Source organism: Paenarthrobacter sp. FR1 (genome assembly GCF_051106045.1).
Lineage (GTDB): Bacteria > Actinomycetota > Actinomycetes > Actinomycetales > Micrococcaceae > Arthrobacter > Arthrobacter nitroguajacolicus_A.
Genome location: NZ_JBPFSF010000003.1, coordinates 271,393 through 296,442 on the forward strand (window position 1 = coordinate 271,393; position 25,050 = coordinate 296,442).

23 protein-coding genes and 1 pseudogene are annotated in these 25,050 nt (G+C 60.0%); 2 read left to right on the forward strand and 22 right to left on the reverse strand.

Annotation, left to right across the window (positions count from 1 at the left end):
- Positions 1-52 precede the first annotated feature (52 nt).
- From ACR30Z_RS08135 to ACR30Z_RS08175, 9 genes and pseudogenes are all read right to left on the reverse strand, one after another.
- Positions 53-592 (reverse strand): nuclear transport factor 2 family protein, encoded by a 540-nt coding sequence (locus tag ACR30Z_RS08135; protein ID WP_434372010.1) that lies wholly within the window; start codon positions 590-592, stop codon positions 53-55.
- Between the two features lie 148 nt (positions 593-740).
- Positions 741-1,469 (reverse strand): annotated as a pseudogene (locus ACR30Z_RS08140) (NADPH-dependent F420 reductase); the annotation flags it as partial.
- A 99-nt stretch (positions 1,470-1,568) separates the two neighbouring features.
- Positions 1,569-2,081 carry an NUDIX domain-containing protein gene (locus ACR30Z_RS08145; protein WP_434372011.1) on the reverse strand — a complete coding sequence of 171 codons (513 nt, stop codon included), beginning with the start codon at positions 2,079-2,081 and terminating at the stop codon, positions 1,569-1,571.
- Between the two features lie 35 nt (positions 2,082-2,116).
- Positions 2,117-2,656 carry a flavin reductase family protein gene (locus ACR30Z_RS08150; RefSeq protein WP_434372012.1) on the reverse strand — a complete coding sequence of 180 codons (540 nt, stop codon included), beginning with the start codon at positions 2,654-2,656 and terminating at the stop codon, positions 2,117-2,119.
- 14 nt (positions 2,657-2,670) lie between these two features.
- Positions 2,671-3,420, reverse strand: a complete 750-nt coding sequence (locus tag ACR30Z_RS08155; RefSeq protein WP_434372014.1) for an SDR family NAD(P)-dependent oxidoreductase — start codon at positions 3,418-3,420, stop codon at positions 2,671-2,673.
- A 345-nt stretch (positions 3,421-3,765) separates the two neighbouring features.
- Entirely contained in the window at positions 3,766-5,529 is a 1,764-nt protein-coding gene (locus ACR30Z_RS08160; RefSeq protein WP_434372015.1) for a flavin-containing monooxygenase, read from the reverse strand.
- Positions 5,530-5,625: 96 nt separating this feature from the next.
- On the reverse strand, positions 5,626-6,774 hold the full coding sequence (locus ACR30Z_RS08165) for an FAS1-like dehydratase domain-containing protein (RefSeq protein ID WP_434372017.1): 1,149 nt from the start codon (positions 6,772-6,774) through the stop codon (positions 5,626-5,628).
- Entirely contained in the window at positions 6,771-8,897 is a 2,127-nt protein-coding gene (locus ACR30Z_RS08170; protein WP_434372019.1) for an acetate--CoA ligase family protein, read from the reverse strand. Before ACR30Z_RS08170 ends, ACR30Z_RS08165 begins: the two co-directional genes overlap by 4 nt.
- The gene (locus ACR30Z_RS08175) at positions 8,898-9,371 is read right to left on the reverse strand and encodes a VOC family protein (RefSeq protein ID WP_434372021.1); all 474 of its coding nucleotides are present in this window, start codon (positions 9,369-9,371) and stop codon (positions 8,898-8,900) included.
- Positions 9,372-9,599: 228 nt separating this feature from the next.
- On the opposite strand from ACR30Z_RS08175, the gene ACR30Z_RS08180 reads away from it, so the two are divergent.
- Positions 9,600-10,421, forward strand: coding sequence for an IclR family transcriptional regulator (locus ACR30Z_RS08180; protein WP_434372022.1), 822 nt, complete (start codon positions 9,600-9,602; stop codon positions 10,419-10,421).
- On the opposite strand, the gene ACR30Z_RS08185 is transcribed toward ACR30Z_RS08180, so the two are convergent.
- The 3 genes from ACR30Z_RS08185 to ACR30Z_RS08195 all read right to left on the reverse strand — a co-directional run bounded on the left by ACR30Z_RS08185 (position 10,407) and on the right by ACR30Z_RS08195 (position 14,363).
- Positions 10,407-11,972, reverse strand: a complete 1,566-nt coding sequence (locus ACR30Z_RS08185) for a CocE/NonD family hydrolase (RefSeq protein WP_434372024.1) — start codon at positions 11,970-11,972, stop codon at positions 10,407-10,409. The genes ACR30Z_RS08180 and ACR30Z_RS08185 overlap by 15 nt on opposite strands.
- A gap of 42 nt (positions 11,973-12,014) precedes the next feature.
- Complete coding sequence (locus tag ACR30Z_RS08190; RefSeq protein WP_434372026.1) at positions 12,015-13,271, reverse strand: M24 family metallopeptidase; 1,257 nt, start codon at positions 13,269-13,271, stop codon at positions 12,015-12,017.
- Positions 13,272-13,535: 264 nt separating this feature from the next.
- Positions 13,536-14,363, reverse strand: coding sequence for a crotonase/enoyl-CoA hydratase family protein (locus ACR30Z_RS08195; protein WP_434372028.1), 828 nt, complete (start codon positions 14,361-14,363; stop codon positions 13,536-13,538).
- A 173-nt stretch (positions 14,364-14,536) separates the two neighbouring features.
- Here ACR30Z_RS08195 and ACR30Z_RS08200 point away from each other — a divergent pair, with 173 nt between their 5' ends.
- On the forward strand, positions 14,537-15,412 hold the full coding sequence (locus ACR30Z_RS08200) for an isocitrate lyase/PEP mutase family protein (protein WP_434372030.1): 876 nt from the start codon (positions 14,537-14,539) through the stop codon (positions 15,410-15,412).
- Positions 15,413-15,465: 53 nt separating this feature from the next.
- Here ACR30Z_RS08200 and ACR30Z_RS08205 read toward each other — a convergent pair whose 3' ends face one another.
- The 10 genes from ACR30Z_RS08205 to ACR30Z_RS08250 all read right to left on the reverse strand — a co-directional run bounded on the left by ACR30Z_RS08205 (position 15,466) and on the right by ACR30Z_RS08250 (position 25,024).
- Positions 15,466-16,281 (reverse strand): enoyl-CoA hydratase/isomerase family protein, encoded by an 816-nt coding sequence (locus ACR30Z_RS08205; protein WP_434372032.1) that lies wholly within the window; start codon positions 16,279-16,281, stop codon positions 15,466-15,468.
- A 296-nt stretch (positions 16,282-16,577) separates the two neighbouring features.
- Positions 16,578-18,200: an FAD-dependent monooxygenase gene (locus ACR30Z_RS08210; protein ID WP_434372033.1), complete on the reverse strand. Its 1,623-nt coding sequence runs from the start codon at positions 18,198-18,200 to the stop codon at positions 16,578-16,580.
- Entirely contained in the window at positions 18,197-19,117 is a 921-nt protein-coding gene (locus tag ACR30Z_RS08215) for an SDR family NAD(P)-dependent oxidoreductase (protein ID WP_434372034.1), read from the reverse strand. The genes ACR30Z_RS08210 and ACR30Z_RS08215 overlap by 4 nt, the downstream gene beginning before the upstream one ends.
- Entirely contained in the window at positions 19,110-19,730 is a 621-nt protein-coding gene (locus ACR30Z_RS08220) for a nuclear transport factor 2 family protein (protein WP_434372035.1), read from the reverse strand. The genes ACR30Z_RS08215 and ACR30Z_RS08220 overlap by 8 nt, the downstream gene beginning before the upstream one ends.
- Positions 19,731-19,742: 12 nt before the next feature.
- The gene (locus tag ACR30Z_RS08225; protein ID WP_434372036.1) at positions 19,743-20,933 is read right to left on the reverse strand and encodes an acetyl-CoA C-acetyltransferase; all 1,191 of its coding nucleotides are present in this window, start codon (positions 20,931-20,933) and stop codon (positions 19,743-19,745) included.
- Positions 20,934-20,974: 41 nt separating this feature from the next.
- A complete protein-coding gene (locus tag ACR30Z_RS08230) occupies positions 20,975-21,718 on the reverse strand; it encodes an NADPH-dependent F420 reductase (RefSeq protein ID WP_434372037.1) in 744 nt (247 codons plus the stop codon).
- 68 nt (positions 21,719-21,786) lie between these two features.
- Complete coding sequence (locus tag ACR30Z_RS08235) at positions 21,787-22,710, reverse strand: SDR family NAD(P)-dependent oxidoreductase (protein WP_434372039.1); 924 nt, start codon at positions 22,708-22,710, stop codon at positions 21,787-21,789.
- 66 nt (positions 22,711-22,776) lie between these two features.
- Positions 22,777-23,553 carry an SDR family NAD(P)-dependent oxidoreductase gene (locus ACR30Z_RS08240; RefSeq protein ID WP_434372041.1) on the reverse strand — a complete coding sequence of 259 codons (777 nt, stop codon included), beginning with the start codon at positions 23,551-23,553 and terminating at the stop codon, positions 22,777-22,779.
- Complete coding sequence (locus ACR30Z_RS08245) at positions 23,553-24,503, reverse strand: isocitrate lyase/PEP mutase family protein (protein WP_364304690.1); 951 nt, start codon at positions 24,501-24,503, stop codon at positions 23,553-23,555. Before ACR30Z_RS08245 ends, ACR30Z_RS08240 begins: the two co-directional genes overlap by 1 nt.
- Positions 24,500-25,024 carry a cupin domain-containing protein gene (locus ACR30Z_RS08250; RefSeq protein WP_364304688.1) on the reverse strand — a complete coding sequence of 175 codons (525 nt, stop codon included), beginning with the start codon at positions 25,022-25,024 and terminating at the stop codon, positions 24,500-24,502. The genes ACR30Z_RS08245 and ACR30Z_RS08250 overlap by 4 nt, the downstream gene beginning before the upstream one ends.
- Positions 25,025-25,050: the final 26 nt, after the last annotated feature.

A 25,050-nucleotide genomic window follows, 5' to 3' on the forward strand; every position in this document is an offset into this window, starting at 1 on the left:
CTGGCAGGCGCTTTGCCATCGGTTCACGGACGGGAGCCGCTGCAGGAGCAGGCTAACGGGAGAATTCGGTCGGCGGACTTTCGATCCAGTCGAGGTAGATCGGGTCCTCCGGATACCAGGCTCCCCAGTGCGAGACACGGGGAACATTCACGACGTCCCAATCGGCGTTGACGGGCCGTACATCGATCCAGTCCCAGATGCATGTGCGATGAAGGATCTTCCACACCCCGTCGCGCTTCTCGCACAAGTCGCGGTAGCGGCCGGCTTGGAACATGGTCACTTCGGGATCTTTGAACGGAACTACGCAGATGAACATGCTCTCGCGCTTGGCGCGGTCCCCGTCGATCTCGGACAGCACATTGGAAATGTGGTGGCTGCAGCTGTGGATTTTATCGTGCCAGGTCATGGCAGCATCTGCCCAGCCGTGGCCGTTTCCAACGTAGCTGCCGTGATCGTCGAAAGAATCAGGCCAGTAGGTGGATCTCATCAGCTCGTGGTCGTGCCGGTCGGCGCCCCTCGCATACAGCATCAGGTTGTCGTGGAGGGCCTGCTTGTCATACAGCTCAGTCAATTGAGCATCTGTCAGGGACATAAATCCAGCTCTTTCTACTCATGCACCGGGCCTGCTTCTTTGCTGGCCCCGCTTGGAACAACGCTAGGAGCTGAAGCTGTAGGGCAAATAGGTATTCCCGTGCCATGAGGTTATGAAACAGCGTCAATCATGGGCGGCCAGCGGTTTTTTAGAACTTTCGCGCTCCAACCCGGACCGGTTCAACATTCTTCAACGCCTCGTTCAGCCGCTCGGCCGAAACGGGTCCTGCTGCGGATTCGAGCAGCTTCTCGTCCGGGGTCGAGGGATCGGCCACGTACAGCCTGGTGTAGGCCGTGGTTTCCGGTTCGAAACGCCAACTCTCAGCCAGCGGACCGGCGTCCACAGTGTCGAAGCCCAGTTGGTCAATGAGTCTGACCACCTTGGCTTTGGCAAAGGCGTCATCTCCCGCAACCGGCAGTGCTGTCCGGTCAGCGGCACCGGAAGGACGCGCCAGTTCGGGGATGTGATGGGCCAGGATGTTGTTGAACGCTTTGGTCAGTCCGGCTCCCGGGAAGTGCCGAAGAACCAACTCACTGGTGGTCAGCCTTTCCTCGTCCAGTTCAGCAACCCTTCCATCCCGGAACGGGTAGTAGTTGGAGGTGTCCAGTATCGCCTTGCCGGCGAGGAGCGAAGCAGGAATGGACGTGTGTGCCGTCAACGGTATGGACAACACGACGACGTCTCCGGCCTCAGCCGCCTGTTCAAGGGAACCTGCGGACGCCAGGGGTCCCAACTCTGCCACTAGGCTGGCAAGACTCTCCGGCCCGCGGGAATTGGCCATTACTACAGGGACGCCAGCGTTTACGGCCAGACGAGCGATTGCAGTGCCAATGTTGCCGCTGCCAATGATTCCAAGATTGGACATATGTGTTTCCTCTAAGTGAGTGGTCGATGGACGGGAACGTCAAAGCTGCGGCCCGATGCGGGCCCGCACATATTGAGGACCTAGAGGTCCGCTTTCCGGGACTTCTGGATCTCATCCTCCAGGAGGCCGCCCCGGGTCATACGCCGAAGCGATAGCCGGGACGTGCCCTGTCGCATCGAGCACGTTGTCCAGCCAGACCACTCTGTTAGCGAACCGCTTGGCCTTGTGCGGAGCTGTCCACCGGTAGGTATCATTTTCCCAGTTGACCTTCAGTCGACGACGGGATGTCAACGCAGTGAAAGTGTGAATGAGCCATGGATTCCCCAAACCGTCTGCCACCACCAGGTCCGGTCCCGGGAGGAGACCGAGGAGATCCTTGGGTTCCAGACCAGTTTCTTCAAACAACTCCTCAAGGGTCTGCTGTTCGGGTGTGGCTCCGGCTTCCATAAAGCCGGTAATGCAATGCCAGAGGCCACTGTCGTGACCGAGATTTCGGCTCCTTCTGAACAGGGCAATTTTGTCCCGCCACTGGACGACGGCCGCTATCACGGTATGACCCAGTGGGATGTCGCGGGCAGCGTGAGAGGAAAAACTAACGCCGGACGCCGTTTCAATGGCGCTCATAACTTCCTTCCATCACTCCACCAGGGTCAACATGGTTAGACGACGTCGATCGACTGAGCGTTAACAAGCTCGCGGAACTTGGCGCCGTGCCAAATGAGCGGTTCGTTGTCGCCGACTCCGAGCTTCTCAACTTCAAGGAGCGCCATCCAGTGGTCGCCGGCTTCTGACACCTCGTGGATCGAGCACTCAAGCCACAATGCCGCGTCTTCTATGAAGACGGCCCCGTTCTCCCCGACGTCGATTGCCACCTGCTCAAAACGTGCGGCGCGGTCCTTGCCTGCGAGCTTTTGGGTCAGATGTCCCTGACCCTTGCCAAAGATCGACACCCCGAGTGAAACTGCATCCTTAATTTGTTCCCAAGTCTCCGACGACTTCTGCACAGCTACGGCGACGAGACATGGTTCGAGCGACACTCCAACCATGAACGAAGATGCCACGAGCGCATGCTTCTCCTCACCGGCTTCGACCGCGAGCACCGCAACACCGGAGGGAAACTGTGCAAAAGTGCTTCGTACCTTCAAAGGATCGTTGCCGAATGAACTGACCTTCGGCCTGGTCAAATATTTCTGGCTCATGGTTGGTCTTCCAGTTATGCAGCGGTCTGTCCACCGTCGATGGGGAGAGCGATACCCGTGATGAACGAAGACTGGTCGCTCGCCAGGAAAAGAACAGCATCCGCGATTTCTTCTGCGGTTCCGACGCGACGCAAGGGCACCATATTGATCAGATAGTCGGCTGCCGCGGGGTTTTCCGCGAGAGCTTCCTCCATCATTGGGGTCCTGATGGGGCCGGGGCAGATGGAGTTTGCCCGGATATTCTGCTCTGCATATTCAAGGGCGATAGTACGGGTCAGCCCGAGGAGCCCGGTCTTAGCGGCACTGTAACTGCCGTACAAAGGCGTACCCATCAGCGCCGCTGCCGAAGCCACGTTGACTATCGATCCACCGCCGCGCTGCGCCATGGCTGGAACGGCGTACTTCATCGTGAGGAATGCGCCCCGGAGATTCACGTTGATCATCTTGTCAAAGTCAGATTCCAGCGCCTCATGGTGTTGCACCATTGGAGCATTGGCACCCGCAATGTTGCAGAGAATGTCCAGTCCGCCAAACTCGCTGACAGCCAGGTCGACCATTGCCTTTGCGTCTGCGGCCTTTGAGATGTCGGCTTGAATCGGCACCGTGCGTTCTCCGAGCTCCACAGCAGTTTTCTCTTGGGCTCCCGAGAAGTCTGCCAACACGATGTTCGCGCCGTGCTGATGAAACAGGCGGGCAGCCGCCAAACCCATGCCTGAACCGGCACCGGTGATGATGGCGGTCTTGCCTTCGAGTATGTTGCTCATTGTCGTTCCTTAATATCCGTGTGGATTGTGGGTGGTCGGCGCCTTAGCGTCGAGGGCCGGATGTGGGTACTGAACTCGACAAGTTCACTGGATCTCCTTTGATGTCAGTGTGTCGGCTTTCGCTGCTTAGTCCGCCCACAATTAACGCTAAGAGCGGGTGGGTTTGCACCGGCATGGCCATCGGCGCCAACAAGGAAGGAAACTGCGCCAAAATAATGCCCCCGTCAGTGCAAGCCGGGTGTGACAGTGACCTGGGCGTCGCCAAATACATGGCAAGCAAGAACAAAAAGTTCCCCGGCAGCCGTACTGGATGACCAGCACGGCTGCCGGGGAGCTCGCGGTGACCTACTTCGCCGTGAGAACGGCGTCTCGGCCCCGGCCCTCAATCACGGTTGGTTCTGGATTGCCAGTAGATAAGCCCTTAGTAAAAACGAAGCCGCGGTAGTCATCGGAGACGACTTCCTCCACCTTCTTGACGTACTTGTCAAAGCCACCGGCGTACGGGATGAAATAGCGCGAACCGTCATATTTGTTGACGTGGACCATGTAGTTGTCCACGGCCCGGCGCAGTAGCGGCGCTGCAATCTCATTGCAGTGATCGCCCCACTCCCGTTCCGCCTCCAAACTCGCCTCAATGCGTGTGGCGTCCTTCTTTTCCGCGTGCGCAATGATGTCCGCCACAAAATCGACGTGCTGGTTATTCCCTACGAAGAAGTTTGCCAGCACACTTGGACTTTGTGCGCCGGTGAGCATAAACAGGTTCGGGAATCCATGGGTCATGACACCCAAATGGGTCTGCGGCTTGTGCTTCCACCGGTCGCTCGGCTGCTGACCGAATTCGTTTCGGACGTTGGCCTGGTCCAAGGCGCCCGTAAATGCCTCGAACCCTAGGGCGAAGACGATCAGGTCAACTTCGTACTCGTTGTTTCGGGTTTTGATCCCGGTCTTGGTGATCTGTTCGATAGGTTCACTTCTCAAGTCAACGAGGCTGACATTGCTCTGATTGAAGATCGGGTAATAGCCGGTATCAATGCACAGGCGTCGGATGCCAATCGGGTAGGACGTGGGCATCAACTTCTCAGCGGTCGCGGGATCATCGATCATGTCGCGGATCTTGCCGCGGACGAATTCTGCGACGACGTTGTTGACGTCGATGTCCGTCCCCTGGTCGGAGAAAGTTCCCAAGAGTGTCTGGCCCCCGAACGCCCATCTGGATTCGAGAATCTGCTGCTGCTGTTCCTCGGAGAAGTCTGAGGCCTTGCCCGCAAAACCCTGCATTACATAGCCGACCGGCGAGTTGTACGACTCGTCGCGCAGTTGCAGAACCTTCTTATTGAGGCGCGCCTTCTTCCGCGTGTCCGCAGGCCCATTGTGTGCAGGAATTGAGTAGTTCGGGGTTCGTTGCAGGACATGGAGTTGCCCGGCAGTCTTTGCGATCTCCGTGGCAGCCTGCACACCCGACGATCCCGTTCCGATGAGTGCCACGCGCTTGCCGGCGATTTCTACGGGTGTTTGGGGCCAGTGTGCGGTCTGATACCACTGTCCTTCGAAGTCATCGAGTCCCGGAAAATCCGGCTTACGCGGCTTGGAAAGCTGTCCGGTTGCCATCACCAGGTAGCGCGCCCATACCGTGCGGCCAGTATTGGTCTTGATGAGGTACTTGTTCTCGTGGGGCTGCCAGTCGGCGGATGTCACCCACGTGTTCAGCGAGAGGTTGCGGCGCACATCGAGGCGGTCCGCCACGTAGTTGAGGTACCGCAGAATCTCGGGCTGTGCGGCGTAACGCTCACTCCAATCCCAACCCGCGTAAAGCTCAGGGTCAAACATGAAGGCATAGCTGTGGCTCTCCAGGTCGACGCGGGCACCCGGATATGCGTTGTGATACCAGACGCCCCCGACACCGTCGGCTCCTTCGAAGCCGTGTACGTTGTGGCCCAGATCGGCGAATCGGTGAAGGGCATAAATGCCGCCCATTCCCGCGCCGATCACGACGACGGAATATTCTTCCGTCTCGCCTGTGGGGTTCTGGACGTGATTTCCTACTTTAGATAAACCCACCGGATCTCCTTTGATGTCAGTGCGTCGGCTTCTGCGCCGATCCTTGTTCACAAATAACGCTAAGAGCCGCCGGTGTTGGACCGGCATGGCAATAGATGCCAATAAGGCGGGAAAATGCGTCAGCTGTTCATATGGTCCACGAATGGGTCAGACGATCCGGGCCTCGGCCAGCGAGACGACCGCGACAGCGCTCGTCGATTCCACGCCCAACTGGTTCATGGCCTTCACTGTGACCTCGGCGCATGCTCCACGATGCTCATCGCGGAACGTACGGGTGACCTCGCCTCCAATCCACTGGGTGTCGCCGAAGACACCCGGCTGTTTTATTCGTACCGAAAGCGAGACGAGATCCGCGTCGTCCCCCATCCAGTTGGTCACGCAGTGTGCCATCCACGACACCCGCTGGTTGCCGTTGTCGTATGCGCCCGGCATACCGATGGCGTGCGCCATCGCAGCATCCTGGTGCCCCAGGCTGGGGAACGGCTCGGAAAGGAAGTGCTCAGAACCCAAGTTTGTTGGCGCGCTTGGGTCCCCGTTCCGCACCCGCTCCTGCTGCCGAACGCGGGTCTCAACACCGCGATAGCCTGCGGTACCGATTGCCCCGGCATAGTATGCGGTCATGGTGATAAGGTCGAGCGGACCCTTCACTACCTGCGGTAAAACGTCGCCAACGGACACGGTCTCTGCAAAGCGAGTTCGCTGCCCACGGATCTCCTCAGCCAGAATCGCGGCGCGAATCTGTTCCTTCTCCTCGTCGGTGTAGACATGGGGGTCCCGAGGCTCGTGCATACGCTGCCCCTCGGAGCGTCGAGCCACACAGACGATGGTGTTGCGAACGATTCCCACAAGCTCCTCGCCAACAAAGTAGTCAGTCCGCCCCACCTGCTCCACCAAGCGACCGGAGCGGCGGCCCACACGCTCACGAACATCTTCGACGAAGGCTCGGGCACGGACACGCTCACCCAGGCGGATCGGCCGGCGGAAGTCGAGGTCAGCACCCAGGTGTATAGCTTGGATGCCCTCTGACATCCCCATCGCAACTTCGGCATCGCACACGGAATAGAGGAATGTAGGGGGTGCGATCCTTATGCCGTAACGCGTTGCCTGCGCGTACGAATCCGACAACCACAGCGGGTTCTCATCCCCTATCCCCCAGGCGTAGTGCCGTATTGAGTCGGTGCTGGCCTCCTCGTTCCATTGCACAACAACAGCTGACTGACCGATGAAGCTCTTCATGTAGGCGACGTCGTCATCGGTAATCTGCCGGGCAGGTACAACAATCGTGGCCGTGGTCATGGTGTTGCTCCTGGCCTGGGGGTGTAAACCGACACGACGGCATCGACAACGGTGACGGTAGCTGATGTCGGGTCGGCAAGGATCGGATTGAACTCGAACTCGTGAATGTTCCCGCGCTGTTCCGCCCAAGCAAGAATGTCCATCACCGTAGTGGTCAGCGTGTCGAGGGTCTGCTCGATGCCCTCACCCCGAAGACTGGAGGCCACCACGCGCGAATCGCCAATGGCTTGACGGACTTCCGGCCGGGACACTGGTAGCGGGAGGATGCTGATGTCGTCAAGCGCCTCCGTCATCCCGCCTCCCGCGCCGATGACCAGGACTGGACCGAACTCTGGATCGCGACGCAGTCCCACCAGGACTTCGGTCTTCCCTGGAGCCATCGCTTGGACAGAAATGGTCGCGGCCTTCCCTTGAATGGATGCGAGCTGGGACCCTGCGGCGCGGGCGCCGTCTGAGTCCTTGACGCCGATGAACACGCCTCCGACGTCTGCCTTATGAAGGATTTCTGCATCATCAATCTTGATGGCAACGGGGAAACCGACCTCCTCGGCAGCCCGCACGACGTCGTCAACATCGCGGACTGCGCGGCTTGCCGGTACAGGAACGCCGGACTTCGCGAGCGATTCGGCCGCCTCCCGCCACGTCAGGTTAGACGTCCCGCCGGTTGGCACACTCTTCAGCACCTCCCCCACCAGATTGCCGCGCTTGGCACGCGTGCTCTGGACCCGCGCCCAGGAGGCGGCGGCCGAAATGGCATCCAGTGCGCGCCCGGCTGTAGGAAGGGACAGGACACCTGCCTTGCGCAGGATTCCGGCCTGGTCTGCCGTAATCCGGTCGTCTTCGGACAACGGGACCACCATGAGGCGCACTCCCGCTGGGATGGTCATCGCAGCGATACCGGCCGCCAGCTCATCGAAGTCGTGCGCAAGCCGGGTGGCCGTGACAATAACCCAACCGCCCGGCGTCGTGCTGAGAACCTGCCCCACAATCCGAAGGTAATCGGCGGTTGTTGACTGTACGCCAACGTCGATCGGATTGCCGAGGTGATTGCTGCCCACGGCCTCGCCTATCGAGCGAAGTGCTGCCGGGTCAAGATCGCGGAACGTCAGGCCGCGGTCGTCGGCGAGGTCATTCCAAAGCCCTACCTGGGCGCCGGAGGTGGTGACGACGGTCAGCTCCTGCTCGCGGTCGGAAAGCCGCCCATGGAAGACGTCGAATGTCTCGGTTAGATCAAGGAGTTCCTCCGGCGAGGTGCACACCATCCCGAAACGGTGGCGGAGGACGCTCAAAGCGACGCGACCGCTGCCGGCAAGCTTGCCGGTATGGGACTGGGCGCTCATGGCTCCTCGTGTGGATCGCCCCAGCTTCAGCACGATGACCGGGATACCGCGGTCCCCTGCCGCAGTTGCTGCGGCCTCCAGGTCATCGTTCGCGCTGAAGCTCTCTACGATGCATGAGAGGACATGCGTGTCCGGATCCGCGCCCAGCCACTGCGCCCAGTCGGTAAAGCCCGTAGAGATCTCGTTTCCGGAGCTCGCCCAAGCGCTCAACCCGCTCGCACCCCGTGCCGCGAGGGACTGCATGAGGGCATTTCCCAGTCCCCCGCTTTGGCTGAAAAGCGCCACGTTACCGGTCGGGATCGCGTTGCGCTGCAGGACCGATGAGAAGGTTGCAGTCAGCGACCGGCCCACGTGCATGAAGCCGATGCAGTTCGGGCCAATGAGTCGCGTGGTGCCCTTGGCCAATTCCGCACGGATAAGCTCGTCACGGTCATGCCGCCCGGATTCGCCGAAGCCGGCTGCAAACGCGACAGCGAAGGGGACGCCGAGCGCAACGCATTCACGAAGATCTTCGATGACCCGGTCGGCGGGTCCTACCAAGACGGCAACGTCAGGTACTTCGGGGAGATCAGAAAGTGTCTCCACAGTGGGGACACCGAGCACTTCCTTGTGCACGCTGCTGACAGCGTAATACCGCCCTTCGAACCCTAGGCGGGAGAGGTAATCAAGTGTCCGCCCTGAGGTTTTCCACGGGTCCCGTGAGGGGCCGACCACGGCCACGCTCTCTGCCTTCAGTGGGTTGTCATTACGCACGGGGCTCACAACGGCTTTACTGTCCAACACTTAAATTCCTCCAGTCCGTCGCACGGTCCCAGGCCTGCGGGTGGCTGGGACCTCTATTGCCTCGACCACCACGCCGAGATCACGATCGGTGTCAAAGTAGGCGAATCCGCCGTCGCCATCCTGCCCATAACCGCGCGCGGTTTGTGTAATGCGGTAACCGGACTCTTCCATGAGCGAGATTGCCGCATCCAGGTTCTCAACGAAAACACCCAGGTGGTGTAATCCGTTGTGGCCCTGCTCGATGAAATCGTGGTAGATGCTAGGGCCCGCCAAAGGCTGAATCAGCTCAACCTGCGGATTGGCTCCGCCCATGGCAAGGCGCATGGCGAAAGTACCTTCCTCGTTGCCATAGCGGGACCATGGCATGAACTCCTTGTCGTAGCGGTAGGAATTCCACTCTTCGATGCCGAAGGCTCGTCCATACAGATCGATGGCTTGGTCGAGGTCTTTCACGAGGATGCCAATCTGCCCCACGCTTCCGATTGGAATTGCACTTTGGATACCTCGTGTTAGTGGCATGTCTGCGGCTTCCCTCATATCAGCAGCTCCGGCATCTTCGCCGCTTCCACCCAATTCTCTTGTTGTGATAGTAGCTTTCATAATGTAATAACTACGCTTCCTTCATCTTGCTGTCAATGGATATTCGTTCGTAGAGACGATGCGAAGCTGGTCCTTCTTTCGCCATGTGCGTATGATTTCCGCATGGCAAGTACAACGAAGGCAACCGATAAATCGCCCGCCGGAACAGACGCACCGAAGGACCTTGTTCAGTCCGTCGCTCGCGCCCTCAACATCGTGGACGTGATCGCCGCAGCCAAGGAGCCGATGCGGGCACAATCGATAGCCAGTGCGGTAAACCTGCACATCGCCACTACGTCGCACTTGCTGGCGACGCTCGTTCATGCCGGCTATTTGGAGCGCAATGAGCGCACCTATAAACTCGCTGCCGGAAAGATGCTTGACTTGAGTTCGCGGGTGGAAGAAGACTGGCGACCCTCGCCCTTTGCCCTAAGTCTTTTGCATCAGGTGGTCGAGGCCACAGGTGAGAGCGCCTACCTTTCTGCGTGGCAAGGAAGCACTGTAACTGTCGTCGCAGTAGAGGAAGGCAGCCATGCTGTCAGGGTGGCCGACCTCCGCGTTGGCGTTTCCGGCGATATTCACGCGCGTGCTTCCGGCAAAGCCCTCCTCGCTTTCGGTCCGGAATCCCAGCTGGATCGGCTTCGGTCCGTCAACGGCGAACTTGCACGGCGAACCGACCACACGATCGCGGCACTGCCGGATTTTCTTGCTGACCTCGAGCTGACCAGGTCCCGAGGTTACGCACTGGACCACCAGGAGTACGTCGCGGGCGTGTGCGCCATGGCAGTTCCCATTTTTGAAGGGTCACAGCGCCCCCGCACTGCCCTGTCCATCACGGTTCCCCTTCATCGCTTCACCAACGAGGAGTATTTCCAACGGTGCCTCGATGCCCTGATGGAAGCTCGCCGCCTGGACGACGAAGAAGGCGGCTCAAGCCAGGCTTAGTACTTCAAGTTCCAATACCGGCCCCCCATCCCCAGGAAGGATGTCCAAGGACGACCGTGGCCCGTCCTCAAGTCGAGGAAAGTCCGAGCTGGCAACGTATATGCACAAACGGCTTCCTTTCGGCAGCCGAACCGCGGTAGAGCCAAGACTCACGGAGACTGGCTTTCCGCTTCCAGCATCAAAATCGCAGTATGACGAGCCCTCGCAGAGCCATTCCGGGGAATCGTCGTCGCCCAAGATTGCCAGCTTGACTACGACGGGTGTCGGGCCATCAACACGCACCTTTAGCCTGCAACTGGCAGTTCCGAGGATCTCGATGTCTTCGGCCAGAGGATCGGAAACGAACATCTGCACGTCATTTCGCACGCCCAAGGCGTCCAGCAAGCGCGGACCGGAATTGGCGCCGACCTTGTAACCCGGGAAAAATGTTCTTCCGCCAATGGTTGGAACCGGAGATTCCAACACTGCCCCGGGGAGGGTATTAGCGCTCATTTGAGTGCTCTCTACTTCGGCGGAATGCAGTTGGAGCCGCAGTCGGTGGGCGTTGTCAGGCGGCCAGCTTGAGAAGTCCCGCCATGCATCAACTCCCATGGAGAAGACGCTCACGGGATGCTTAGTTGGCTTGCGGCCATCGCGAACTTCCTCCAACCAGCGCAGCTGGAGGGATGTCGGGTCCAGGCCATCAAATGAGGATTCCGGACCAAACGAGCGGGCCGGGAACCAGCCGCCCATAAGTCCGTGCGCCCAGGGCCCGATCAGCAGACGGTCATGTGGGTGCTGTGTTCCGGCCGCCCGTCTTCGCACGAAGCTCGCCACTGTTCCTGGAAGGAAGATATCGAACCAGCCGCCGATGACAAATGCTGGTACTTCCACCCTTCCGGCCAGCTCGGGTTCCGCCAGTGAAGTGCTCCGATCCCGCCAGTCCTGCAAATATGGTGCGAAGTCCCCTGTTTCCTCGATCAGCTCGTGGAAGGTGCGGATGCGCCCCTCTGCCACGCTCCGCTCCAAGGCAGCAATCCGGGGACGGCTTTCCTCATCCAATTTGCTGCTGGCGAGGAGGATTGAAATCCAGTGCGCGAGGAATCCCAACACCACGTTCTCGTCTTCATAAAGCCAGCCGGAATGTACATCGTCCGCGGTGACGGCCGGAACAATACCTATCAGTCCTTCAGGTTTTCTCGCCGCTGCCAACCACTGACTGATACCTACGTATGAGCCGCCAACCATGCCCACTTGACCATCCGACCACGGTTGGTCCCGGATCCAGTGGATGGTGTCCACACCGTCGTCGGCTTCGTTGGCGAAGGGTACAAAGTAGCCTCCGCTTCGAAAGCGGCCTCGCACGTCCTGGACCACTACCACCCAACCGCTTTCCACAGCGCGCAGGATGTTGATCCAGGTGTTTGCGTGCGCTGGGTCGTCTTTGCAGTAGGGCGTACGGATGAGCACCGTCGAGTGGGTTGCGCCGTCATGTGGTCGGTACACATCTCCGGAGAGGGTGACGTCGTCGCGCATTGCGATAGGGACGTGCTTTTCGACTATCAGGTTCATGGCAGCCTTCGCTGTGTCTCTTTACTCCTTCGGGTGGGTTCGTCAGCCGGCGGTTTGGACCATGTCCAGGCGTGGATAGTGGTCAAGCAGTTCCGCCCCATTCGCCGTGACGACAACCAGGTTCTCAAGACGTACGCCTCCGACGCGGTGTTCCCCTTCGATGCCTTCGATGGCAATGACCATGCCTTCCCTGATCTCCTCTGGGTGGGCAAGGGACCACGATCGGGTAATGGTGGGCGGGTTGTAGTGGATGGCCCGCGAGCCGGCGTTGACCAAGCCGATTCCATGCCCGAGTTCAATGCTGAAGCACTCCGCTTCGGACGGGAAACCAAGGTCCTCCGCGGGTGCAAGCACGGCTGCTACATCAGCAGTGCTCGCGCCCGGCTTCATGAGTGACATCGCCAGATCCAAGCGGTCCGTCAACTTCGTATAGGACGAGCGCTCGGCGGAAGTTGGTGCGCGACCGACGACGTACTGACGGTAGAGGCACGCCGTGTAACCCATGTAGGAAGTTCCGCACGTCAGCAGGTAAGCGAGATCGCCATGCTCCACAATGCGGTCTCCACCACTGATTCCACGAGGGAATGACAACGGTCCGGAGAGTAGGCGGGCCGCTCCGACCTCGGCGCCGGCGTCTTCAATCGCGCGACGGGCCATCAGCGCGATCCCCGCCTGCTTGGTTCCGGGCCGCAAGGCTGCCCGCGTGGCTTCGAATCCTGCAGTGCTTAAGCTAGCCGCCATGGAGATGCACGAGATTTCATCAGCGGTCTTGATCGTGGAGCACTCGAGCAGCAGCGGGAGCCCAGGGATTGTTTCGATTCCCGCATTGGCCAACGCAATCATGCCTGCTTCATCGATCTCACTGACGGCCAGTTGCTCTCCCGTGAGTGAATGCGCGGCAAGCTCATCGCGAATCTGGGCTGCAAAGACGGCCGAGAGTTCGGCAACGGCCGAAGCGGGTGCCACACCGCCTAGCCAGGAAATAGCCGGGCGCCACTGCTTGATCCAAGGGGCCTGGTCCGGCATTTGTTGAAGTGATCCCGCAGGTGCGAACACGATGGGATCGTCATCTGCGAAAAACAGTGCATAGCCGACTTGGAGCGAAAATTCTCCCCACCAAAAACCCGTCAAATACCGCACATTGTCCGCACCCGTGAGGAGCAAAGCCGGAATACCCTTCGAACGCATGAGCGCCCGCATTCGGTCTGCGCGCTCTCGGCGCATCCGCTCAAGATCAACACCTACGTGAAGTTCCGTACGAGCCGGTCCGAAGTGCAATTTCTGGTGATTTTCGGGCATCGCTTGCCTTGGCCTTTCGTGTTGTGAACCGATGATGGTCCAGGGCTTCCGGTGCCGTCGTCCGCCACGATGCGTGCGAGTCTGCCAAAAGCCATGGCCACCCCGAAACGATCGGGGAAGACCACTGGATCTCCATTGATGTCAGTGAGGCGGCATGGCCGCCGCTCGTTGTTCTCAAATAACGCTAAGAGCTGACGGCCCCTGGGCGACATGGCCAAGAACGCCAGGTACGTGGGAATGCGCGCCAGAGTAGTCGGTCGGGGCTCAGACTGCGGTGTCATCCCGTACGGGCGTCATCCAGGCCGGATCACGCCGCTCGACGAACGCCAGAGCACCCTCACGCGCTTCCGGCCCGCTCCGCAAGGGAGCGACAATTTCTTCCTGAATGGCGAAGCGCTCCTCCGACGCCGCGAACCGCGACTCAGAAATGATGCGCTTGGCAGTTTTCAAGGCAACAGGTCCATTGAGCTGGATCTTTCCTGCGAGCTCGAGCGCGGCATCCAGCGCTTTGCCGGGATCCGTCACCCTGTTAATGAGGCCCAGCTCCGCGAGGCGTGGTGCTGCGATGGGTTCTCCCAACAGGGCCAACTCCATCGCGATGTGATACGGCAGACGGTCCGGCAATCGAAGCAGCCCACCTCCTGCAGCGATGAGTCCACGCTTGACTTCGGGTAGGGCAAACGCCGCTGCAGAACTCGCAACGATCAAATCGCAGGCCAGGGCAAGCTCGAAGCCCCCTGCGTAGGCGTAGCCTTCGACGGCGGCAATGACGGGTTTCGTCGGCGGCCGTCGGGTGATGCCCGCGAACCCGCGTCCCTCAAGGACCGGGATTTCTCCCGCAGCGACCGATACGAGATCGGCCCCCGCCGAGAAGTAACCACCGGCGCCAGTGAGGATCGCGACACTGGCAGAATCATCGGCGTCAAAGGCATCGAACGCAGCCGCAAGCGCAATAGCGGTGGGTCGGTCGATGGCATTTCGCTTTTTCGGACGTGTGATTGTTATGACGCGGACTCCACCAGTGCCGGTGACGTGGACGGTTTGCTCACGTGTGTTGTTATCTACTCCCGCTTGGGGCTTTGTCTGTTGCATGGTTCATCCTTCTGTCTTACTGATGAGGAGAGCACCAGGGCTGACTCCATTGTCATTTTGCGCTATCACATTATGAATGTAACTCGCGTGATATGATAATAACATTGCTACGTTTGGAGTGATGTCTTTCTCGCCGTAGCCACAATTTTCTATGGAAATGAAGGGAAATGCCCATGAAACCCGCGCAACGACTCAGGGAACTGCTCGCGGATTCCAAAATGATCATCGCGCCAGGAGCCTACGATGCACTCTCGGCAAAGTTGGTTGAACAGGCCGGCTTCGATGTGGTCCTCATCGCCGGCGGAACATACTCGAACTTCCATTACGGCGTACCGGATAACGGCTTCATCTCCCAAGGCGAGCTCATCGAAGCCGGGAGGCGCATCACGGCCGCCACTGACCTTCCGCTCATTCTTGATTTCGACGATGCCGGAGGTTCACCGCTCCAAGCATTCCGCGGCGTCCAACTTGCAGAGCAAGCGGGTGTTGCAGCCCTGCTCGTCGAAGACATGATCCCTGCAACCAAGCACTTTTGGACGCCCAAAGACGGCGGGGAGCGCTGGAAGCCACAACTCAAACTCCGCAGCGTGGAGGAAATGAGCGACATCATCCGCGCTTGCGTCGAAGCCCGCACCAACCCGGACACCGTGATCGTTGCCCGCTCCGACTCCAGCCGCTTCGGCTTCGACAATCTCGCCGAACGCATGGCTGCCTATTCCGCTGCCGGCGCAGACATGCTCTACCCCTGCGGCTACCCCCTCCTCGACCTGCCCAAGCTCTCCGCAGTGGTCCCGGGCAAATACGTTATGGTGACCGTGAAGAACCCCACCCTGGAGGAGCGCAAGGAACTCGAAGAAGCCGGCGTGAAGATGCTGCTGGTGATCAATACTGTGAATGGGGCAGTGGCAGGCTTCCGTGAAAACCTCTCGCTCCTGACGCGAGGAGAACTCCTTGAGGGCGAGGCACAAGGTGGCGCCTACGTCCCCATCATGGAAGCGATCGATGCCGCTGAATGGGCCCGCCGCGCCCGTCACTTCGGCTATTCCTAACAGGAACAGAAAGCGCCGACGACCCCTCAGGTCGTCGGCGCTTTCCCGTTGCATCAGACAGGCGTCTTGACACCAGCGGCCAATTCCGGGCCGGTAAGCGGACTCGGATTCCAGCCTTCACCCATGGCCACGAGACCCTCGGTCATCATGCCGTGACTGACTGCATCATTCATGGTCTTCTTGAGTTCGTTAACCATCAGCATCCGCGTTGAGCGAAGCGTCAGCGTGGGCTTCGCGGCAAGCATCCGCGCGAGCTCGTACGCCCGAGTGACAACCTGGTCCTTAGGCACCACTTCATTCACGGCGCCCCACTCGTACGCCTGCTGCGCGGTGATTTCCTGGCCCGTGAGGTGGAAGTACCGGCCACGGTTCAACCCGATGACCAGCGGCCAGATGATCTGCATCCCGTCACCGGGAATGTTCCCCTGGGAGAAGTGCGCGTGATCGGCGAATACGGCGTCCTCGGAAGCGATGACGATGTCGCACAGCAGCGCCTGCTCATTGTGGTATCTTGCCGGCCCGTTAACTGCAGCAATCATCGGAACCTCGATATCGAGATGGCCGAGCACCAGGCGCTTGGCATCATGATGGAGACCAAGCCAGATCTCGGGGGTTACCCAGTTCTTGTTTTCAATCGGGGCTTCCTTATCAATGAAGGTGTCGCCTGCGCCGGTGATGATAACAACACGGTTTCCGCGGTCCCTGCTGATGTCATCCCAAAGGGAGGAAACGTTGTCATGTACGCCTACCCCCCAGACGACGTCGCTGCCATCCGTATGGAACGTGACCAGCAGGATGCCATCTTCATCACGCTCCAGCTTGATGTGCTGGTACTTGTCCTTGTAATCCTCAAACGTTATCCACGCCATCGTGAATCTCCTTATTTCTGTGATTGATCTCTGAGTTGGGCTACAGAATGCTCAGGCGCTGCCGCAGTAGCAACTCTCGTAATATGAATCTTATACGCGCATTGTGCTAGTTCCAATAGATTCTCGCGGAAATCCGCATCGGTGGCAATACCCCGGCGGGGCGATGCTTTATCGGTCGCTTGGAGGCGGCAGATCGAGGTCTTGATGGGACAATACGCATCCCCCCTTTCAGTTGCCGGATTGCACCGTGTAGGCAGTCATGTTCAGGACAGTTGCTGTGCTTGGAGGCCTGCGCTTCAGAGAGACAAAGAGCGTCCAATGTAGGCCAGCAGCGCCCGGTCGAGGGCACCCGAGTCGCTGCCGTCCAACCGTGTAAGCACGTGGCCGTCAGGGCGCACGAGGATGGCCTCATCACCATGAACGTTGTACGCAGCCGCCCATTCCGCCTCTGACTCGACAAAGTCGCCCGAAGGCCCGAACGTTACTGCCCTGTGTGGAATGCCATGGATTTCAGCGCGCTGTACCGCCTCCTTTGCTGGCTCCGAACCGGAGCGCGAAAGGATGACCAGTTCATGCCCGAACAGGTCCAGCGTCGAGACTGCGCCCTCGCCATCGAGCCATAAGTGAGGGGCTCGCTCGCCCACAGCTGCAGTCGGAGTGAAGGCTCCTACCGGCCAGCCGGCGTCGGGAGTTGTGGTCCCGGCAACGGCACCCCGGTCGTAGCGGAATCCGATGTCCAGTCCGGGGTGCACAAAATTCTCCGGCCGGAAGGATCGTGGGCCTTCATCAACGTTTCCGACGATCGATCGGAAGTTGCGGACGGCTTCAGCCATGTTGAACACAGCGACAGGTCGCCGCTCAACTTCGTAGGTCTCTAGCAGGCCGGGATCCGCCCATCCGTTGATGACGGCTGCCAACTTCCACGCAATGTTATGAACATCCTGGATACCGGTGTTCTGATTGAACCCTCCGTAAGGCGGCATCACATGGACAGCATCGCCTGCCAGGAAGATACGCCCGGACTGGTACCTATCAGCTACCCAGGCACCCACCGTCCACGTTCTGGCGTCCATCAGTTCCACTGACTCATGGGGATCGCCGATAGCGTCCAGGATCTGCGTCGTCCAGTCAATGTCCTCAAAAGGAACCCGATCCATGACAAGCGGGCGGCCAAGCATCGCCACCCGATCAGTTGCGTCCACTGGAGCGATCACCACGGCTCCAATGGTGTCCGGGTTATCAAGGTAAATGAAGCTCGACGGATCGCCCGTGCGCCGCTGGATTACGGGTGAACGGAACAACACGCTCACCGCCGTCTGCAGGTCCTGTTCACCAGTCGTCCCGATCCCAAGCGCAGTGCGCACCTGGCTGGCAGCACCGTCGGCCGCGATCACGTACTTCGCCGCTATCTCCTCCAGGCCTGTGTCACTGAGTATGGACACCAGGACTTCTTTCCCGGTGTCGTTGACAGTCGATACCGTCTTGCCGAACTCCACCGCAACGGATTCCTGAGCCTGGGCCGCGTCAACGAGGATCGGCTCGAGCACGTCTTGGGAACACAGCACAACATCCAGAGTCTCAGGACCCAAACTGGTGTCCGCCGAATCGTTCGTATATGCATTGCTGGTGACAACGGAGCGCCACGGCGAAACGACGTCACTTCCCAGAAGGCGCCGTGGTCCGCCGGGAAGCGCGGCTGCCCGGACTTCTTCAGCGAGCCCAAGTTCGCGAAACACCTCCATGGTGCGGCAACTGACCGCCCTTGACCTGGGGTGCCGTGATCGCTCTGTTCGTCGTTCAACTACGAGGGTATCGACGCCGAACCGTCCCAAGAGGATCGCCGCCGAAAGCCCCACCGGGCCGGCTCCGATAATCACGACGTCGACACTTTGCTTCGCGGTCTCGTTCCGCTCGTTCACTGGCTGGCTCCTGCAAACTCCGTCAGTTCCGGATCAATGCTGCGGGAGTCAACGTACGTCAACTGGCCGCACGGCTGCATCCTGTCGCGCAACACATCATCGAACGCAGCACTGACATCAAGGGGCGTCCATGTCTCACGGGTAAGTGCGGAGTCCACGATGGCGGGATGTGAAAGCACCATCAGGTCATGCCCGTTCGCAAAACGGACTACCTGACCGTTTACTCCCTTACTGAGGTCAGACAGGAGGTAGAGCACCACAGGAGCATTAGTGGAGGGTGGGGGTGCTACGGGGTTGCCGCCGAAGAACTTTGTGTACGCCTCCGTCCCTGTAGTCATCATCGGGGTGTCAGCGTGGGGCGCCATGGCATTAACCCGAATGTTCCCGCCAGCGGCGCCGAACTCAGTGGCCCAAGCGAACGTCAACGAAGCGATCGCCGCCTTTGCCGCCGCGTAAGCACTCATCATCCGGAGACCAGCCACAGCCCCCGAGGTCACATTGACGATTGATCCGCTGCCCTCCATTGCCGCGAGACCATGAACTGACATGAAGTAAGTACCGCAGACGTTGATGTCGACATGGCGGCGAATGTGCTCCGCCGTTTCCTGGCCCGCAGTCACCGTCTCCAGATAGCCAGCGTTGTTGACAAGTCCGTCCAGCTTCCCGAAGCGTTCTACCGCGAGCGCGACAAGTCTTTGGCAGCTGTCCCAGTCAGTCACATCTGCCGCGATGGCCAGGGCTTCCCCGCCGTCCCGATTGATTGACTCGGCGACTGCTTCGGCGCTTTCGGCGTTAATGTCGGAAACGACCACCCGGGCGCCTTCTGCGGCTGCTGCGCGGGCGTATGCTTCGCCGAGGCCGCGTCCGGCGCCGGTGATGAGAATGTGCTTTCCAGCGAGAATTTGATCGCTAGTCATGATGATGCTCCTTTGCATTCATGGTTTTGACTGGGGGTGCTGTTCCCCAGTCAGGGGTGTAGATCGGGTCATGGGGATATCGGTCGCCGAAGTTGGAGGTGGGTGGTATGCCGAACAGTTCAGCTACGTCTGCTTCCGCAGCGAGTCTTTGCGCTCCGTCCCAGACGCATGTCCTCGCGAGCACCTTCCATTCCCCTTGGCGTCGCTCGCATAGATCCCGATACCGACCAAATAGCAGGTCTGTTGGGCCGTTGTCGGTTGGAACGGTCCGGTAGATAAACGCCGTTTCGCGCTTGGCTTGGTTGCCATTGAAGTCAATGAGGATATTGGTCACGTAGTGGCTTGCCTTGTGCGAAGACCCCCGGCGCAGGGAATAGGCCCAGTCGCAGAAGTCGTGGGACAGACCGACATACATGCCATGATCTTCAGTCGCGTCCGGCCAGTAGGTGGACTTCATGAGTTCAAGGTCCTTGCGGTCCATGCCCCGGCAGTAGCGGATCATGTTCTCGTTTAGTTCCTGCTTGGCGATGAGGACTCGCAGGTGCTCGTGTTCGGCCGGGCAGTCCGCCACGGTGCCGTCCTTCTGCGTAGCCTCCTTGTTGTGTTCAAACACTCCAGTCCTCCATTAACCGAGGGACAGGAGCAGTGCTTCTCCCTGCCCGCCACCACCACAGAGGGCCACAGCGGCCCGGCCGCTTCCGCGGCGCTGAAGTTCGTATGCAGCCGAGACGACGACGCGTGCCCCGGAGGCACCGATGGGATGTCCAAGGGCGATGGCACCGCCGTTGACATTGACCTTGTCCATTCCTATTCCCAGCTGCGCCGCGGAATGAAGTGCCACTGAAGCGAACGCCTCATTGATTTCGACAAAGTCCAACTGGTCCACCCGCCATCCTGCGATGCTGAGCGCCTTGCTGATGGCCCGGGCAGGTTTGTCCGGCAGCGAGGTGTCGGGGCCTGCCGTCTGTCCATGAGCCGCAAGTGCGGCGAGGATCTTCAGGCCGCGCTCCTCCGCGTAGCTGCGGGTGGTGAGGACGACGGCGGCAGCGCCGTCAGTGAGCGGGGAGGCGTTGCCGGCGGTGACGGTTCCCGTCGGTGAGAAGGCTGGCCGAAGCTTACCCAACGATTCTTGGCTGGCATCTGGGCGGATGCCCTCGTCCCTTTTTACCAATTCGGCCGGTCCCCTACGATGTGGCACCTTGACCGGAGCGATTTCGGTTTCAAAATTTCCTGCATCCTGGGCAGCTGCCGCCCGGCGATGAGATTCTGCAGCGGCTGCATCCTGCTGCACCCGCGCCACGCCCAAGACAGCATTGGCACGATCAGTGTTGATGCCCATTGACTCGTGGTCGAAGGCATCGGTGAGCCCGTCGTGGGCCAGCGAGTCTGTCAGTACGGTGTCCCCATACAGGTGCCCTGCGCGTGAACCAGCAAGCAGATGTGGTGCGTTGCTCATTGATTCTTGTCCGCCCGCGATGACCACTTCCGCTTCTCCGAGTTGGAGCAGCCGGCTGGCTTCGATGATCGCGCTCAGCCCGGACAGGCAGACCTTATTGACGGTGACAGCGTGCGCCCCGAGCGGTATCCCCCCGGCTACAGCGGCCTGTCGTGCAGGGTTCTGGCCGGCCCCGGCTTGGATTACCTGACCCATGACAACAGCGTCGACAGATTCAGGGTATACGCCCGCCCTATCCAAGGCAGCTTCGATTGCGGCGCCGCCCAGCTCGACGGCAGATACCGTGGCGAGCTGGCCCATTAACCTGCCTTGGGGAGTCCTGGCAGCCCCCACGATGACGATATCTTCCTTGCGGTTCACTTCTGCTCCTTGACCTGCGGCAACTGCGGGTTGTCGCAGCCTTAGCTGTAGATGGCTCTGTTGAGCCGGACAAGGTAGTGGAGATTGACGTCCGTGTAGCTCGGGAAGCGCTCGGTAAGGGCCGTAACCACGATGTCGCGTCGCTGCGGGAGTCGATCCTTCTCAGCCTCAGCAAGGGCCTCGCGTAGTTTCCGGCCTGAGAGATCGGTGCAATAGCTGGGTGCTCCGGGTTGCTGGCGCCAAGAGTCCGCCAAGGAGCCGGCATCGAGGGCGTCGAAACCGGTCTCTTCCACAAGAGCCATTGCTACTGATTTGTCGTGGTCACGATCCGCGGCCACAGGGATGGCGATCCTGTCCGGATGGCCACCTTCTCTTCCATAGGCTTCGAAGGACCCGGCCGTGATGGCATTCCAGGCTTTGGCAACGGGGCGCCCAAGCTGTTCGGTGATCCAGACGCTTTCCACCTTCCCGCTTTCCAAGGCTTCCACCCGCCCGTCACGCAGGGGATAGTAGTTGGACGTATCGACGATGACGGCGTTCGCTGGGAGGTCGGCGATGAGATCTCTGACCTCGGGCATCCTGCTCAGCGGTATGGACGTGATCAGGACGTCGACGTCGGTGGCCACGTTCTTTGCTTCTACCGGCCGGGCTCCCGCTGCCACAATATGTGGACCGATGGTTTCAGGGCCGCGTGAGTTAGCTACCCTTACATCGTGGCCGGTCCCGCTCAGTTTGCGGGCGAGTGTGGCCCCTATTGATCCTGCTCCTAGAATGCCGATCTTCATGAGAATCCTTAGTAGGTTGTGAGGTTGGCGTGGTTGATCTTGTTGCTGTATGGACTTTGATGCGATGGTTACCTCGACACGTCCGCTGCGTCGGCGGGAAGCACGGCGTCCAGTTCGGGTGCCAAATAGACCATTTGGTCTCGGAACGACTCGCTAGCGTTGCGGAATGCCCGCAGCTCGCCGTCCTTCATGAGCGTCTCACCACTGTCGGCCCAGCTCTCGGGCGTTGGCACCTCGACTTTCATGCGCGGCATGCCGGCGATCGCCACCCGCCCGGCCGCCACACCGGCGATCTCAAAGGTTTCGCCGAAAACTGTCGTGTCCTGGTGTGCGAGCCACGTGACGAAAGCTGACACCGAGCTCGCCGGAACAGCAGTGCGCATGGCGTCCTTGATAACGGGATTGGGGAACGCGTCCTCGGTCATGGGAGTCAAGGCAACGGGCATCAGGGTGGTGACCTGAACTCCCACCTCGCGAGCCTCGGCCGCGAGGGTGATACCGAGACCCCAGATCGCGGCCTTGGCCGCGTTGTAGGCAGAGTCAGTCGGAACACCCATGACCCCATTTGAGGAGATATTGATCAGACGGCCGCTGCCGGAGTCGATGAGGTGCGGCATGGCTGCACGCGAGACACCAACGACGCCCTTGACGGCCACGTCGAAGATGCGCCACCATGTGTCGGCTTCCATCTCCCAGAAACGACCGAAGGCGTTGATTCCGGCGTTGTTCACAACGATGTCCAGCTGCCCATAGGAATCCAGGGCTGTTTGGACGATGTCCGATGAAGCAGAGACGACGTTGTGGCTGTCAGCCACGGCGGTGCCGCCTGCCTCGGTTATCTCAGCTACGGCCTGGGCCGCGTTCTCCGCATTGACGTCGTTGACCACCACGCGTGCCCCTCGGGAAGCGAGCATTTTCGCGTGTTCGCGGCCCATTCCCTGCCCTGCGCCGGTGATTATTGCCACGCGGCCAATGAAATCAAGATTGTTCATTTCGATCACTCCATGTCTCCGACAATCAGGAAGGTCCTGCCTATAACTTTCCGGTTTCGTAGCGGCTTACTTTCCCGCCAGCCAGCCGCCATCCACGGCCAGAGATATTCCGCTGACCATGCGGGCTTGATCGGAGCAGAGCCACACCACCGCATCTGCCTGATCCTCGGGTTCGGCCAACGCGCGCAATGGAATCGCCGCCAGAATGCTCTCCCGGAATTCCGGAGGGTTCTGTTCGAAGGCGTTCTTCATCATTGGACTTGTCGTTGACCCTGGCGTGAGGGCGTTAATGCGGATGCCCAAGGGACCGTAGTCCATGGCCGCGTTCCTCGTCATGCCGACCACGCCGAATTTCGAGGCGGTGTAGGGTGCGTTGTTCGCGATTCCGATCAGGCCGGCGGCCGAGGCTGTATTGACGATCGCACCGCCTCCGGTCTTCAGCATCGAGTTTATTTCGTGCTTCAGGCAGTAGAAGGTGCTATACAAGTTCACCTTCATGACCCGATCCCAGACCGCGCTGTCAGTCTCGCCTATGGGTGCGAAGACGCCGTTCATTCCGGCGTTGTTGAAAGCAAAGTCCAGCTTGCCAAAGCTTGATACGGTCGCGTCGACGAGGCCTTTGACGTGTTCCTCTTCGCTGACGTCGCATTTGAAGAAGGCAGCTTCACCACCGGATTCCGTGATGAGCTCGACCGTTTCACGTCCCGCGTTCTCATCAATATCGGACACCATGACGCGCGCGCCATTCTTTGCGAACGCCAGAGCACTCGCCCGGCCAATGCCGGAGCCCGCTCCTGTGAGGAGTCCAGCTTTGTCCTCCAACATCAGTCTCTCCTTGTTCATCAGTAGCTCTCCCCTACGTGGACGTTGTTGTCGTAGTCCCTCCGCGATTCCTGAGGAATAAATCTGTCCTCGGTTTCACGGACGTAGTCGGTCGAGGGACGTCCGAGCATGGCTCCCCAACCGATGCTGTCCGGGTCTTCATTCAAGCGGTCGATGTAGTCGCCAATTGCGGTGGCCTCACCTGATTCCTTGACCTGCATAAGCAGGCGCCACACTTCTTTGACACCGGGAAGCACGAAGGCCACCGGCTGGATGGCCTGGCCGATCACAGTCATCTCGGCCACCGTCTTGCGTCCAATCAGTGGTACCCCGACGGCGTAGGCTGGTCCGGGTGTCTCCTTCAGCGCGAGTTCGGCTTGCTCCCAGGTGTGGAATCCCTCGTAGAAGATGACGTCCGCACCGGTCTCGGCCTTGTAGAGCTGTGCACGACGAATCGCCTCCTCCACGCCGCCACCCGCGGCACCGTAGCCGTCGGTGCGCGCAACGATAACGAAGTCTTTGTCAAACTTGTCGCGGGCATCGACGGCGGCGTTGAGCCGCCCAATGGCCTCAGCGTCGGACACCAATTCGATTCCGGCTACACCGCCCGATTTCTTGGGCTCCCGCTGATCCTCGATGTGGATCCCGGCAACTCCCGCATCAATGAACTCTGACACAGTTCGCTGCACGTTGATCGGTGCGCCGAAGCCGGTATCTGCGTCGCAATAGATGGGAATGTCGGCGGCGCGGGCAGTCCGCTTAGCATGTTCTACCACTTCTGTCAGGGTGAGCCATCCCGTGTCCGAGACACCCTGCCACCAGGCAGACATGCCGCCGGAGAGCTGGAATGCGTCGAAACCTGCGTGTTGAGCCATCTGCGCGTGGAGCGGCAGTGCGCCGAAAGGCACCAGCGCCGTTTCGGGACTGTCGAAGACTGCCCGTAGCGCCTTGCCCGGTGAGGTTAGGCTCATGATGAGACCTCATGAGTGTTGAAACCGACAGTGACGACGACGTAAACGCAGTCCTCGTCGTACGGATTTTTCCAAGCGTGGGGTACGCCTGCCATGACCAGAAGGTCTCCAGGAGCGAGCGTGCGCTTCTTCCCGCCGGGCAGCACGAGGTCCACCTTGCCCGAGATGACCACTTCGTAGTCGATGGTGTCGCTCGCGTGCATCCCGGCGTCGCCGTCGTTATCGGTGGCGCTCATGCTCTCATCGAGCGTCTCCGCGTCCACTTCTCCTGACGAGTGCGCCGGGAAGCTGCTGATGCCGAACGTGGATCCGTTGGGCCCTGCAAGGGCGACCTTGCTGGGCGGGGCACCAATGTTGGTTTTGCTGTGGCCCCCGTCCACTGCCCAGTAAAAGGCACCGGCTGCCACGCCGGGGAACTCGAACTCGGCGGCCGGGCCGACGTCGAGGAAGTCGGCTTCGCCGGACTCGTTCGGCCCTGCGACGATAAGCTGGAATTTCTTGGGATCAGGAAAAGTCGTCACTGTTCACTCCTTGATGGATGAATGCT